This is a genomic window from Candidatus Gracilibacteria bacterium (assembly GCA_010119145.1).
In the GTDB taxonomy this organism is placed as follows: Bacteria; Patescibacteriota; Gracilibacteria; order BD1-5; family UBA6164; genus JAACSU01.
Map to the genome: position 1 here is coordinate 169,334 of JAACSU010000008.1, position 15,284 is coordinate 184,617.

7 protein-coding genes and 2 tRNA genes are annotated in these 15,284 nt (G+C 30.1%); 6 read left to right on the forward strand and 3 right to left on the reverse strand.

All coding sequences use genetic code 25. From position 1 onward, the window contains the following. Positions 1-31 precede the first annotated feature (31 nt). From GW846_04830 to GW846_04840, 3 genes are read right to left on the reverse strand one after another with little or no spacing between them, the layout of a single operon-like run. Complete coding sequence (locus tag GW846_04830) at positions 32-2,092, reverse strand: hypothetical protein (GenBank protein NDK10082.1); 2,061 nt, start codon at positions 2,090-2,092, stop codon at positions 32-34. Continuing rightward, positions 2,093-6,217: a hypothetical protein gene (locus GW846_04835; GenBank protein ID NDK10083.1), complete on the reverse strand. Its 4,125-nt coding sequence runs from the start codon at positions 6,215-6,217 to the stop codon at positions 2,093-2,095. It abuts the gene before it with no gap. 6 nt (positions 6,218-6,223) lie between these two features. Then, positions 6,224-9,904: a hypothetical protein gene (locus GW846_04840; GenBank protein ID NDK10084.1), complete on the reverse strand. Its 3,681-nt coding sequence runs from the start codon at positions 9,902-9,904 to the stop codon at positions 6,224-6,226. A 172-nt stretch (positions 9,905-10,076) separates the two neighbouring features. Here GW846_04840 and GW846_04845 point away from each other — a divergent pair, with 172 nt between their 5' ends. The 6 genes from GW846_04845 (at position 10,077) to tuf (ending at position 15,258) form a co-directional block, all read left to right on the forward strand. Continuing rightward, positions 10,077-10,982, forward strand: a complete 906-nt coding sequence (locus GW846_04845) for a hypothetical protein (protein NDK10085.1) — start codon at positions 10,077-10,079, stop codon at positions 10,980-10,982. Positions 10,983-10,994: 12 nt separating this feature from the next. Continuing rightward, positions 10,995-13,382, forward strand: a complete 2,388-nt coding sequence (locus GW846_04850; GenBank protein ID NDK10086.1) for a DUF1704 domain-containing protein — start codon at positions 10,995-10,997, stop codon at positions 13,380-13,382. A 104-nt stretch (positions 13,383-13,486) separates the two neighbouring features. Then, a tRNA-Asp gene (locus GW846_04855) sits at positions 13,487-13,564 on the forward strand. Between the two features lie 18 nt (positions 13,565-13,582). Then, a tRNA-Ala gene (locus GW846_04860) sits at positions 13,583-13,659 on the forward strand. A gap of 29 nt (positions 13,660-13,688) precedes the next feature. Then, positions 13,689-13,898, forward strand: a complete 210-nt coding sequence (locus GW846_04865; protein ID NDK10087.1) for a hypothetical protein — start codon at positions 13,689-13,691, stop codon at positions 13,896-13,898. A 187-nt stretch (positions 13,899-14,085) separates the two neighbouring features. Continuing rightward, complete coding sequence (gene tuf / locus GW846_04870) at positions 14,086-15,258, forward strand: elongation factor Tu (GenBank protein NDK10088.1); 1,173 nt, start codon at positions 14,086-14,088, stop codon at positions 15,256-15,258. Positions 15,259-15,284 lie beyond the last annotated feature (26 nt).

Consider the following 15,284-nt stretch of genomic DNA (forward strand, 5'->3'; position numbering starts at 1 on the left):
TTAATATTTGTATTGTCAAATAAATTACAGTTTATAAAGTATTTTCTGCAATGGTTTGATAATCAGTGCTTTCAGAATCAAAATGGTTTGTTTTAAATTTTGATTGGATAAAATCTATAATTTCTTTATTTCATAACATTCATGTGAAAATTTCTAAAAATATAAAAATTTTATCTGCCATTCCAGGTCAACTCCAGGCTTCTTTTGAGAAAAATATATCCCATTCAAATTTCAAAGTTCATTCGGGAGTTAATGCTCAAGCTTTTTTTAAAAATCATCCAAATAATCACATAAATGCAGCCGATGAAATTATTTCATATAATAATTGTAATGATGAATCCAAAGCAGCTTCTGAGTATGTGTCGTATCACTGTCTAGAACTTACTAAACTTGTTACTCAAGTTATAAGTCATATTTTTGCACCAAGTATTGCCATTGCTACTATTCATGGAGCACTTGCTCAAGCTAGAATTATAACTCACGCAATAACTCATACTCAAAGCGTAATAACGTTTCCAGGCTCTTGAAACCAATCTTTATTTGCATCGTGCAAATCAAAAAATCCACTATTTCAATGAATATCTTGATATAAATCAAATATTTGTGCCATTTCTCAAGTGAGATGAAAATCAGAAGAATTATTTCAAAAGAAATTTGGATGAGCTAAATATAAGTTTAATGTCTTTCCATCAAATTCATCATTGATATCGTTTTCAAGTGCTTTAAATGCTTCTTGAGCTGTTTTTAAAATATTATTCTGTAGTGACTCAATATCTATATTTCACCCAGCATCTTTTATATCATTTCCTATTCTATATATAGCTCATAAAGCAATTTTTTGATCAAAATTTAAATCATTATAACTCATTGATTCTCATAATGATAGCAGTTCTCAAAATCAAGATGTAACAAGAGTTCTTTCTCATAGATTTTCTATAGTAGAATTAACTGTATCAATTTGTTTAATTGCTTCTCTTACAATATTTAGAGGAACTTTATCCTCTATTTCTGGATCTCAAATTTCAATTTCTTTATTTTCTTGTAAAATTTTTTCAAATACTCACTCTTTTTTATACATAATATATAAGAGAGCTTTACTTGCTACATCATAACTTGCCATTGAGTTATCAAAAGATATATTCTCAGATAAATCAGTTGTGTATCAATCTTTTTGTGAGGTATATTTTTTTTCTACTTTAAGTCTTCATGTAATTATTTCTACAAATTGAATGAAATCTCAATTCGATCTATTTTCTTTTTTTAATCTATCAAAAGTTTGTTGGTATAATACTGACATTACTTTTGCATTTATTTGTCTTACCATATCTGACTTTCTCCAATTTCAATTTATCTTTTCATTAAATTGTCGTATTTCTAAAAAAATTTCTTCCGTACTCAATCAAGCTATAAGTTCTTCTACTTTTAATTGAATATCTCATTCTTTGAGAGAAAAAATTCTTGCTCCTCATTCATACTTATCTCATATTCATCACAAGAGCTCTATTTCTTTTCTCAAAAAGTCTGTTTTCTTCTTAGTTTCTCCTAAAATATTATACACATTATTAAGCTTTTGAGATTCTGGTTTTAATAATGCATGTAATTCTAAGAGCGTTTTTCACTCATATTCTCAATCATTAACTCTGTCATTTTCATCAATTTCACCATCAAATATTATTGAGTCATTATCATCATAAATTGACTCGATAGCATCTTGTAAATCATTAACTTTCTTTTCTACCTGTAAAACAGTTTCTCATTCGAGTAAATTGTTAATTAAAAAATTTTTATAATCTGATAATTGAAATGTTAGATTCGATCAATCAAGAAAGTAAATCTTTCATGTATTTGTATGTTGTTCTAAGGCAATAATATGATCTTTTGATTTGTTATTTTCTTCAAAAGATTGTAATAAAAAATTCTGGAATAGAAACCTATTTGAGTCAGTTATCAAATAAAATTCACTAAATAAATTGCTAGTATAATCTAATGTTAGTCCTTCTTCGATAATATCATTTTCAAGAATTGTATATCAAAAAGACTCAAGAATTTCTTCTCAAGTATTTTCATAGCCAATAGTTTCAAATTTACTCATTTATCTTCAAAATTTATCAATTGCATCTAAGATTGCTGTTTTCACAGATGGTTCTGCTGTTCTAACTGCAAGGACAAGATCAGAATATTTCATACTTTTAAATCTCGCAAATCTTTCTTCAGCAGGAATTTGGTCAATTACAGCAGTATATTTGGAACTATTAAAATTAGGAAGTTTTTCAGGGAATACTGATACTTGTAACAATTGAGCCTTGCAATACGTTTCAAAATCTCGAATATTTCATATATCTTCTCTAAATTTTGAATCAAAAGCAGCAGAATATATTTCTTCAACTTTTTGTATTGCATCATCATTTTGACTCATTAATACACTTGGATATATATCATTAAGATATTTGATAAAATCTCAAGCTGATGGTACACTATCTTTTGATTCTATTACGCTTGTTCTATCAATAGGATTACTTTTAGTTTCATCTACTGTTGTTCTTATAACAGAGAGAGTATTATTTCTTTCATCAACAAATTCCTGTATAAGGTCTTCAAACTCAACTGAAGTTCTTGTAATTTTTTCGTCTTTTATAAATGCATCTAATCTATTTTTTAAACTTCAAACTTCTGATGAATCTTGAGCAGTTTTTACTTCTTCAATAATAGATCTTATTTCGCCTTGTTGTCTTGATATATTTGTAGCAGTTTCAGATAATCAATCTAGATTTTTTAAATCTGTTTTAATTTGATCAGGAAGAATAGTTATATCAATTTCAGAATTTCTTATAAATTCTAAAGTTTGTCTTGCTTTTAATTCATCATAGTCTGAGCTAGATACATTGGCTATCCTAGAATATTCTTTATTGAGTCTATCCATTGAGTCTATTTTAAACTCTTCATCTGGGGATATACTAGCATCACTTGTAATTTTTTGTAAATCAGATTTTATACTAGAAAAGTCTTCTCCATTGAAAATTCTTTCTAAAACTTGTTTTGCTTGTCATGAAGTGTATCGGTTTTTTAATTCTTTTGCGAAATCTTTTAATTTTGCTTCTAAATCAAAATCTTTATCTTGAATAGAATAGATAACTTTAAATCTATCTAAATCACTTTTATACGTTTTTAAAATTGCTTCCTGAAATTTATTTAGATTATATTCTATATCATAACTTAATCACGTTAGCCTTTCTTTGTAGTCATATTCATGATAATTCTCTAACTGTTCCAGAGAAGTAACAAATGTTCTCTTATCCGTATCAGAAAATTCATTTATTTCTACTTGTCAAACTGATAAATTTCAAGATTCAATTAATTTTAAATCTCATTGTGTAATATTAAGTTTTCATTTTCTTGCATGTTCTTGAAGTTCTAATGCATATTTTTTAATAGCATCACTCATTCAATCTTTGTCTTGTATCTTTTGTAATTCTGTTATTGCTTGATGAGTTGGAATAAATCATTTTTTTATTTTTTCCACCTCTCTAAAAAATTCATTTTCACTAGGTATAATTTTTTTATCTTCAATGTCTTTTAAATACTTTCGAAGTTTTTCTCATATTTTTTCTTCTTCTATATCTGAAATAGTATATGATATATAGTTTCTAATCGCTTGGATTGGATTATACATCTTTCAATTTACTTCAATTCATTGTGAGATGATTCTTAAAATTTTTGGATTATTTTTTCAAATTGTTTCAGATCTTTTAATCATATCTTCAAAATCTTTTTGAGTGATTTCAGGTGAAAATCTTTTTAATTGATTTAGTTCTGGTGTTGAAATTCAATACCTACTGAAAAATCAAGTAAAAAAATCTCATACTAATGCTTTTTTTCTTCAAACGTACACTTCTTGTAACTCCAAATTTCAGTTATCGACTTTATCAAAAATTGTTTGCAAATCTTTTTCATTTCCTTCCCAGTTATTGTTTGAAACAATTTGTGAAAAACTATAGAGCATTGATGTTTTTTTTGTCAGAGCAGGTGGTGCATTTTTTCACCAAATCTCAGAAATAGATCTCCAACGTTCTGCTCTCCATTCTGCCCAGCTTCTTCTTTCAGGTTTTTTAGATAAATGAGGATATAACTCTCCTAATTTTTTATCTATTTTTGATTGAACATCTTCTGTAGATAGATAACCTCTTTCAATAATATTATACAATTCTAACTTTACAATTTGTCATCAGATTGGATTATTTCTTACTCTTTCAACAAGATTATCAACTTTCTTTATTCTACTAGCTTTTTCATCTTCTGATAGGTCTGTTCTTGAGGTAATATAACTCTTTAGATTATCAATTTCTGAAGAAAATTTAGGATTTCAAACAATCTTAAGTGCTTTTGTTTTTTCATCAACTTCTATAGAAAAATCTCAATCAAATAAAAATTCTAATCATTTTTTGAGCTCTTCTCTTCAACTTTTGTCTAGATTAAAATGTTGAGTGGCATTATCTCGCAAATGTCTTCAAAAAATATTAGGTCAACCTACTAATGCATTGATTCATCTTCTTGGAAAATAATGATTTTTATCGAGAGACCAAGCCTTTAACCAAAAAGTTTTGGTATTTATATTGAGATATGATTTAACCTTTCATAACTCTTCTTCAAAAGCTGGTCTTTTACTTGGTTCAATAGTTTTTAAAGTTTCTTCTAGTTTTTGTATAGCTCTTACTCTTTGTATATACTCATTTCTTAATTCCGCATCATTAGAATCAGCCAAATAAACATCATCAATATTATAATCAGGAATTCTTAAAATTCTTCTTCTTACACTTTGATTTCATTCTGTCAATTCCATAGTATCTCACGCAAACGGAAGCAATGAAAAATTTTTAATTCTGGCTTCATTTACTCCTCTTCTTGCTAATGTATCTAATAAAACTCTTCTATAAATAGTTTCAGCATAGTTTACAGTTGCTGCTATTGCTAGGAAATAGGTAATGAATCAATAGGTGTTGTTAAAAATTGATTCTCAAGAAAATATTCAATCCTCAGGCTCGGTTTCAATATCAAATAATGGATTATGATTTGCAAAATCTGCAGCATCTAGAGAAGCATTTAATACTGTAGTTGTTCAAAATCCACTTGAAAACAGATACCAAATAGCATCTCAGGCACTCTCAAGTAGATTTGGCCAAGCATTTTCAAACTCATCTTCAGCGTGAGACTTCAGTTCAAGAAGAAAATCAAAAGCATCTTGTTTATTTATAAAATCTATTGATCAATCTCCAATTTGTATCTCAACAGTTCCAGTATCATTCGCATTTTCTACTTGTTTTGCAAATGAATCAATAGTTTCATCTAAATATTTATTTTGGAATCGTTCTGAATCTTTAATTTGCTCAGAGATTTTTTGAAGTCATTGCATTATTGTATTTTGTTCTGCTTCAGTAAGACTTTGAAATTCTGGGAGAGTTTCTAATGTTGCTTTTAGATTATTTAGTCTTCCTATAAAATCTTCCTTATTTTCTACTGCTCCATCAATTTCGATGGCCTCAATTTTACTTAAACTTTCACTTGAAAATAAAAGTCATCAAACATACTCTATACTAGATTGAATAAATCATACATCTTCTCCATCAGATTTTAGATCTCAATACAGAGCAAGTTCTAACTCTTTCATAAAAGCTGTTATTTCTTCTGTGTTCTCTGCATCGTGAATTCATTTGAGAATTTGAGCCACATCATTTAGTTCTGGATTACTCAAATTTGATTGAACAATTTTAAGTCTTTGAGCATATTCTAACTTTATAAAATCTTCTGAATTCTCAAACTCTTGAATTATTGCATCAAGAGTTTCTTTTCAATAATTTTCTTTTAATTCTTGTTCTCATTGGGTCGATGTCGTCTGAACTTCTTGAACAGAAGTATAATATTCCTTTGATTTCTCTCTTAATTCAACAATGTAGCTATTAATAGTAAAAACATTTTCGCTTGATATATCTTCACTAGAAACATTTTCAGCCAGTTTTTTTAATTTTGTGAGAATATCTGATAATTGATTTATATTTTCATCAGATATATTGTCATTGTCTTTGATATCTTTCAAAATCTCTGCATATTCTAACAAGATAAAATCTCATGAATCCTCGAATTCTTGAATTATTGAATCAAGAGTCTCAGTTCAAGAAATATCTGTTGAAATATTTTCAGGATTATTAATTGTTTCAACTGCCATAATTTATTATATTAATTCGTTAATTTGTTCTTTAATTTTTTCTATAAGAGTTGAAATAATAGCTCTATTAGTTTCGTCTTGTAAATAGAGTGGAGAATCTTCTTGTACATACTTTCACAAATTTTCAACTAATTGTTTAATATTCATGTCAGCTTTTTGTATAATTCCCCATTTACTTTTTATGAGTTCGTTATTTTTAAATTCTTCAGATTCAAAATAGCTCTCAACCATTCAGTAAATGATTTGTGCATTCGGATTACTACTATTTTTTTCAAAAGGTGCAGTATTTATTTCTTTATTTAAAATTTCTGATATTTTTTCTTCGTATGCTGACTTTACCGGATCTTCAGAAAACATAGATTTAATAGTTTCAGAAAATCATTGCCATCTTACTGCTGATACTTCATCTTCAATAATAGTTGTATATCCATTCAAAAGATTATTTAATTTTTCTTCTGTTGAGGCTTCATTAATAGAATTAACATACTTAGTTTGAATAAGTTGATATGCTCTAGCAATTTCTTGAATTTTTCTATCCCTTATTTCTGGATTTGCAAATCATTCAATGATACTTTTTTGTTGTTTTAAATTTTCAACTTTCCTTGTCATAGTTGCCAAGTCCGTAACATCTAGAGAGTCTAAATTAAGATTTAATTCATATTTTGTTTCCAAATTAATACCTTGAGCAGTTATTTCTGCATGTAAGTCAGTAATATTTTCTAGTTTTACACTACTTCTATCTATTTCTCTATCTAAAATATCTATTAAATTATCTGAAGTTGGTGCAACATATTCTCACAGTATGTATTTTTTATATAACATTTGAGCGTCAAAAGTATATCAAGGTGTAAGTTCTTTTTGTATTTCTTGCGCTTCTTCCATTAACTTCTCTAACTCTATCCTTATTACAGAGTAATTTGAAGCATTTATCTTGATTTTATCTATATCTGGAACATTATCTTTAATAGTGTTAATTTTCGTATTGAGATTTCGTTTTAAAGTATCGTATTTTTTATTGAATTCACTTCATTGATCTAAAAGTGAAACAATTTTTATAATAATTTCGTGATCTTCCTCTAATCATTTATTTAGTAATTCAGCTTTAATTTCTTCTAAACGATTAAAATCTGTTGGATAATTATCTGTAAAAGTTTTAAATTGCTCAAGTGTCGTAGAGTCTCAAAGAACCGTCTTAAATTTTTGGTCAATTATATTAATTTCGTTTTCTGAATTTTCTAAGATACTTTCTAATTCAGTTTCTCAAAGTACTTCTTGAACGTTAAGGTTATTTTCTTGTAGTTCTACAATTCATTCTGATTGAGCCATTTGAAATATTTCAATTCTTTTGTTTTTATATGCAGTTTCTAAACTTTCCCAATCAAAAGTATTTGTGTCTATATTTTCTTCCTCATCTCACAACCTCACTTTTAAATTGTCTGATTCTTTTTTAATTTCATCTATGATTATTAGTTTGTCATCTAAAGTTTCTCTAGTTTCTACTAAACCATTTGGGGCTAATTGTACTTCATTAACTTGAGTAATACTTTGTTTGATACTGTCTTGAGTTGCAAAGATATGTTTAATAGTGTTACTAAGTTTTGTAATTTTATCTTTTTCAGCTTCATCTGTAATGCTAGGAAAACTGTCTACGCTAAATGCAGAGACATCTCATTTTTGGGTGTCTCTTGCTAGTTTTTTAGTAGCATCTTTTAAAGCTTCGCTTGAAGTTGAAATATTTAAGATATTAGCAAATCATTGTTGAACTATAGTATTTTGTTCTTGGTTTGAAATATTGAAATTAGTAAGATTTACAGCTACAGCATCATTTGCAGCATCTATAATTTGTGAACTTAAAAATATTTGATAGACAAATTCATTAGAGTCTCACATTTCATCAACAATGAAATTTTGTATGAATGCTTGAATTTCTGAGTCTTTAAATTCTTCATTAAATTTATCTTGATTTGAAGGACTTAGAAAATTTAATAATTCTACACGATTAGTAATTTTTGCGACATCTTGCTTTGAAGTATTAAGAAATTTTTCATCATTAAACAGTGTTGTGTGAAGGGCAACAAATGACTCATCTGTTATGAGCTTCTCTCCTTTATCGTCAACTAAGGTATTCTGACGTGTTTTAAATTTTTCAAGTATTTCGTCGTATTTTTCTCAGACTTTTCCTCAGTCAAAATCTGGAATTTCTAATCAGCTTATAAAACCTGGAATTGATTCAAGGGTACTCAAAGTTTTTGTTTTAGCAGTATTGAACTTTTCTTGTACTTCAGGAGACGATATATATCACGCTGTATCATCAATCATTTCAGGAATTCAAAGTTTATTCCAAGCTGCTTTTCCAAATAATCATGCTCATACAATCCATCACAGTCTTTTAATAAAACTGTTTGTATATTTAGTATCTCATCAGACTACACCAAATAAAAATAGTATTCAACCAATCATAAGGAGAGTAGGGTCTTTAATGATATCTTCCCATCTACCTTCTTTGACCATTTTATAAATGGTGTCGCTATTATCTTTGGCTAACTTTAACTCAGTCTTTCATTCATCACTTTCAGCATATTTATCTTGATTAACCTGTAACGCAAGAGCAAGCTTTCAATATTTTGCTTCAAAATTAGGGTCATCTTTTTTAGCTTCCAAAAAGCTTTGAGTTAGAAATTGAACAGTTATCATATCTCTTCACGCTAAGTTTGCATTTTCAAGTAAAAAAATAACTTCCTTTTGGACTTCAGGCTTATCCAGATTTCTATCTAAATCAGCTCTTAATACTGGTAGAACTTTAGAAGCTCGTAATTCTAAATATGTTTCAGGTCAAATTAAGCCATCAGCTCATATATTATGAAATCCTTGATATTTCTTAATTTTTATCTCATTAAGGGGAGTTCCTATTATTTCTTTTGCTAGTTCTTGAGCTTGTTCTGGAGATACATTGAGACTATTAAAAGTAGAAGTTACATATGGAGTAATAGTGATTTCTTCAGTATTTATTTCCATTGTTGATACTCAACTTCCAAACTCCTCCATAATCGCAAACCTTGTATTTTCACCAAAATCTCAATCAACTTTAATTATTTCCCCATCTTTTCCTTTTGCTTGCATTCTTTGCAAGAAGTATTGAGTTGCAAACACATCTTTTTGCATAGCCTCCATAGTTTCACTTCATAATTGACCATCAATTCAGATAGTTATTCCATTATTAAGTTGATTAATATACAGCTGAAAAATAAACAAATCTCTGTCTCAAGCAATTGCTAAACCTGTATCTTGAGCATATTCAAACATTCCTCTATATTCTAAGTCAGTTTGTCTCTCTATGACTTCTCAAGAATAATTGAAATTGGGAGTAGTATTAGTATCTAATAATCCTTTTTTCAAACTATCATTTACTAAATTAGAAGGTCTTGAATGTGGTCGAATAGAAGTTGCTAAAACACCTCTCGCATCTTTAGATGCATCGAGTTGCCCAATAAAATCTGAAGCCCATGATTGGTTACAGTTTTCAAGCTTTATTTGATAATCTAGTACAATGACTCGAACTGTGTCGTTTTTTTCCCATCCATTTGGAAAATGATTATTAATATGGTCAATGAACTTTTGAGCATTTTCTTGAGTAACATCACCAAAAGTGAGTTCTCGAGCTGTTTCTATTGTGTTATATCCAGCCATTGTGTGGTATTTATTTTTAAAATCTTTTATACTCTATCATATTGTGCCATACCCTCGCAAGATATATCCCTTGACCAATTTAGATTTTTAAGCTGATATTTCTAATTTTTCTACGTTTGCAAAAATAATCAAAACAATTACACTATACTTATATATTTAAAAACAATTTTACATGTTTCCACGACTGTTTAAATACGCTACAAAAAATATCCTGAGAAATACTTTTTTAAGCGCCTCATCTGTTTTGATTCTAACACTTCTTATGTTTTTTATAAACATACTGATTGTATTGCATGATGTCAGTTTTAGAATCATAGACAGTATTAATCAAAAACTCACTATTTCACTCTATTTGGATGACGCCTATGATAAAAACTCTGTAGAGGTGATAGACTTGCAAAATGATATTAAACGTCAAATACCTGCTATTGCAGTACAGTATAAAACGAAAGACGAAGTTTTAGAAGACCTGAGAAAAACAGATCCCGAACTAGTAAATATTTTAGAGCGACAAAATCCTCTTCCTGAGACTATTTCACTGCAAAATATTCCTCTCTCTTCCTATGATGCTCTCAATACAATTATTGAAAATAAACTCTTCCTTCTCACAGAAAATGAATCAAGTGAAAATGAGGGAGCATTTTTCTCGACCTATACAAGACAATTTGAGAGAATTGAAAATGTCATCAGTATTTTGAGTATATTACAGCTCTGACTTTATATAATTATTCTCACATTTATTATATCTATTGCCATTATTGTGTATTCAATTATTGGGAATTTTATCTATTATTATAGAGATGAGATATATATCACGAGGCTGGTTTGAGGAAGTAAGGTCTTTATATATTGACCTTTTACAATTCAGGGGATGCTCTATGTTGCCATAGCCTTTACTATTTCAACTATTTTGTTCTTGCTTCTCATTCAAAATCTTCAATATTTATTCCAAGTTGCAAATTTCAGTGGAGTATATACTGGGAATCTTGCACTCGTCTTACTTATTGAAGCTATAGTTTTCTTAAGTGTATGAGGTCTCAGTGGATTTATTTCTTCTCGAAGATATTTAAAAAAATAAAAATAGCTCACTATGTTTTTCAAAACTCATGGACTTCTTGGTCAAAATGCGAGAAATCTCCAATATATAAAGGGGGCTTCTTTTTTGGATGCTAAAAAAATTGCTGATTCAAAACTTGGAACGAAGAGGTTTCTTTCAACCCATAAAGTAGCTGTTCCAGAAACAATTGCGATTATTAAGAAGCATAAAGAGGTTGATGCGGATCTCATAAAACAATACGACACCCCTTTTGTAGTAAAGCCAAACAATGGATATGGATGAAAATGAATCCTTATAGTAGAGAGTCAAAATGCCTTAGGTCAGTTTGTAACCAATACGTGAGAGACTTTTAGTCCAAAGGAAATGGCTGAGCATTTTATCTACGTTTTAGATTGATTTTTTTCTCTCTCTTGAGGTCGAGACACCGTGCTCATTGAAAAAAAGATTATTCTTATGAAAGAAATTGAGCTTTTAGGTACTTATGGACTTCCTGATATTAGGGTTATCGCATATAATATGGTTCCTGTGATGGCAATGATGCGTATTCCTACGAAAGAATCGGGAGGAAAAGCGAATATACATGGTGGAGCGTGTGCGGTTGGAATCGATATCTGAACATGAAAATTGACTTATATATCTTCAAAAGGGAAAACAGTGAAAACTATTCCTGGTATTTGAGATGTCAGAGGTATTGTAGTTCCTGAATGGGACAAAGTGCTCTCTCTGGCAATACAAGTTCAAAAGGTAACAGGGATTAAATTTTTAGGCTGTGATGTAGTATTAGATGAGGATTCTGGACCACTTTTACTTGAGATAAATATTCGACCTGGTTTAGAGATACAAAACGTCAATCTTGCACCACTTCGTACACGACTTGATAAAGTGGAAGGAGTAGATATAAGTTCGGTTGAAAAATGAGTTCGATTGGGTCGAGATTTATTTTCTTGAGATATAGAAGATAGAATTACAGAGCTATCTGGTAAAAAAGTAGTGGGTTCACGTGAATACGTAAAAATAAGTCATAATGAAAAAACCTATAATTATATAGCAGATATAAATGTATGACTTGCTGAAAATAAAATCGATAGAGTCTTTGTAGAGGATATACTCAAGATATCACTGTGAGAAAAACAAAAATTAAGACTTGAATGTGAAATACTCGGTCTCCCTCAAATTTTGAGATTTCAGATAACATCACTTGATGGAGAGAAAATGGTTTTATGAAAAACAAGCCTGAAATGATTTTTAGTGGATCCATTTAAATATAAGAAGTGAGAAACTCCATTTCTTCAAAGTGCTCGAAATCTGAGTGTGTCTAATACAGCAATTACATCAATACATCAATCACAGCTTCTTGCGCTTGATAAGAAACTTGTAAACATAGATAAGAAGCTTTTGATTCTGAAATATGTAACACCAACAAATTTGGAAGAACAAAAACAGATTTTTATTGAAAAAAATGGTAATTATGTACCAAGCTTTGAATATAGAGAAATTCCTCTCGATTTAGAAGCACTAAGAAAAGAAGTAAAATCTACTGAGATTCCAGACATTCCACTGGCTCAAATCTACATCAAAAAAGCGAAAGAAATAAACAATAAAATATCCTTTTTAAAAGCATTTAAAGATCAAAATGTTGCAGATATGAATCTCTATAGTGAAAAGCTATATGGAAGTATTGATCAAGAAAATTTTGAAAAAGCAAAACAACGTATTTCAAACAGAGATGATATACGCGAAGAGGAAGAGTTTTTGGAATACGATGAAATACGTGATTATATGAAAAAATTCAATAATATTTATGGCATAAAGGTGAAAATGAAGGAAACAACTTCAACTTCTCGCTTTTCAATGAAGTGAGATATTCTTCAATTTAAAAAAGATACTATCGTATGAAAACGAGAAATGCGATCAATTATCGCTCATGAAATTGAGGGGCATTATCTCAGAAAGATAAATGGCAGAAAGTCTGAGTTCAAAATACTCGCTTCTGGAACAGCTTGATATCTCGAAACAGATGAAGGGATAGCAATCTATAATCAAAATAGATTTATTACACCATATGACAAAAAATTCTATTCTATATTTGAAAGATATTATTTTGTTCAGTATGCTCTCAAGCATTCATACAAAAAACTTGTAGCTCATCTTGCAGAGTTTTACGATAATGATTGGGCAAAAGTTTTTAATCTTATGCTTCGGGTAAAAAGAGGTTTGAAAGACCCATCTAAATCAGGAGTGTTTATGAAAGATGTGGTGTATGTAAACTGATTTTTCTGAGTTGAAGATTATTTAGAAAACGGATGAAACCTTGGTGACCTCTATATAGGGAAGATCAATATTGATGACATTTCATTGTTAGAAAAAAACAACTTTTTCACACAACACAAAAAAGATGTAACGATTCCGTTTTCACTTTAAATATTAAATGTACTAAAAAAGCATAAAAAATATTTGCAATGATCTCAATTTTTCATATAATTCCCTCGCTTTGTTTTCAGAGGAGTCGATAATTGGCTTAAAATGGGGTCGTAGCTCAGTTGGTTTAGAGCGCCGCACTGTCACTGCGGAGGTCGCGGGTTCGAGTCCCGTCGATCCCGCCATTTTAAAACAAAGCATCCGGGGAATTAGCTCAGTTGGCTAGAGCGCTCGCCTTGCACGCGAGAGGTCAGGAGTTCGACTCTCCTATTCTCCACCATTTTTTATATTTTTCTATACTTGGATATTATGCCATCGAACAAGAGACCGAGAAGATTAAACTACTCAGTAAACAAGAAATGACCAGTAACTGGTTGAAAAGTTGCAAAAGCAATTTCTCATTACCAAGCTTTGACAAAACGTCTTGCGTTTGAAGGAGAAACTAAGTGGTTAAATAATGCAATGACAATCGTCATGCTCAAACTAAAAAAATATGGAATAAACACTAATAAAATATAGATTATGCCAAGATTAACAGGACATGCACATAAAAAACTCAGAAGAGCGAAAGAGTTGATAGAAAAGAAAGTAAAAAAAGCAAGAAGTTAATATTGATTTTTTGTTAATTTTTACTACATTGAACACACGTTTTTGATTTTAAATTATAATTATTTCGAATATGGCTTTTGATAGATCTAAACCACATATGAATATTGGTACTATTGGTCACGTAGATCATGGTAAAACTACTACTACAGCAGGTATTTCTGCAGTACTTTATAATAAGTACGGAGGAGGTGAAGGTCTGAGAGACTTTTCTTCTATTGATAATGCTCCTGAAGAAAGAGCAAGAGGTATTACTATCAATACTTCTCACGTAGAATATGAAACTGCTAATAGACATTACGCTCACGTAGATTGTCCAGGACATGCCGATTATGTTAAGAACATGATTACAGGTGCTGCTCAAATGGATGCAGCTATCCTAATCTGTGCTGCAACAGACGGGCCTATGGCTCAAACAAGAGAACATATCCTACTTTCAAGACAAGTATGAGTTCCTTACATCGTAGTTTTCCTCAATAAATGTGATATGATGGGAGGTGATGATGAAATGACTGATCTTGTTGAAATGGAAATAAGAGACCTTCTTTCTAAGTATGATTTTCCAGGAGATGATACTCCAGTTATTAGAGGTTCAGGACTTGTTGCTCTTGAAAATCCTACTGATATGGAAAAAGAATTTGGTGCTAAAACAATTATCGAATTGTTTGAAGAAATTGAAAAATTTGTACCAGTTCCAGAAAGAGATCTTGAAAAACCTTTTCTTATGCCTGTTGAGGATGTATTCTCTATTAAAGGTCGAGGTACTGTAGTAACTGGTAAAATTGAGCAATGAGTTATCAATGTTGGTGATTCTATTGAAATAGTTGGTATCAGAGATACAAAATCAACTACGGTTACTGGAGTTGAAATGTTTCATAAACAATTAGAAAGAGGTGAAGCTGGTGATAACGCTGGTCTTCTTATTAGAGGTATTGAAAGAGATGACGTTGAAAGAGGTCAAGTTCTAGCAAAACCTAAATCAATTACTCCACATACTCAATTTGAGGCTGAAGTATATGTACTTTCAAAAGATGAAGGTGGTCGACATACTCCTTTCTTCAAAGGGTATAAACCACAATTCTATTTCAGAACGACTGATGTTACTGGTGACATCGAACTTCCTGCTGGAGTTGAAATGGTTATGCCTGGTGATAACATCCAAATGACTGTAGATCTTCAAGTACCTATTGCTATGACTGAAGGACTAAGATTCGCAATCCGAGAAGGAGGACGAACTGTTGGTTCTGGAGTTGTTGCTAAAATTATCAAGTAGTTTCATATAGACTAACTTAGCTTCTT